A 411-nucleotide genomic window follows, 5' to 3' on the forward strand; every position below is an offset into this window, starting at 1 on the left:
TGCAGAAAAATAACGTCTTGTCTTTTAAAGGTAAGTTTATTTACGCTGCAAGTGATAATATCATTTCCTACCCTGACAGAAATGTTAGCTATAAATATGGAGGTTCGTCATACTTTATTATCAGTAAGGATGTTTATGATAAATCAAAGGCGTTTATAAGTAGAGAAATACTTCCGGATGATACTATTTTTATAACTGAAGGCGCCGTTTACGTACAAAGTAGCCTTCCGCGTAAACTAATAAAAAAAATAACGCCGGTTGAAGGGGGGGGGAGCGATAGTGAGTGGGTTAGTACATTAGATTTAAAAATAAATAATATTTCTCAGGACGATCATTTTCACTGTAATGATAACATTAAACCCAAACGTGTAAGGTATATTAAAAACTGACAGGGAGTAAGTTTCAATGGAA

The 411-nt window shown here is 34.1% G+C and carries 1 protein-coding gene; it reads left to right on the forward strand.

Translation table 11 applies throughout. The features are described 5' to 3' along the window. On the forward strand, positions 1-389 hold a 389-nt coding region (locus QCD69_RS22500), incomplete at its 5' end, for a hypothetical protein (protein ID WP_301253575.1). Between the last annotated feature and the right edge of the window lie 22 nt (positions 390-411).

The sequence above is a fragment of the Erwinia sp. PsM31 genome (genome assembly GCF_030433775.1).
Taxonomy (GTDB): Bacteria; Pseudomonadota; Gammaproteobacteria; order Enterobacterales; family Enterobacteriaceae; genus Erwinia; species Erwinia aeris.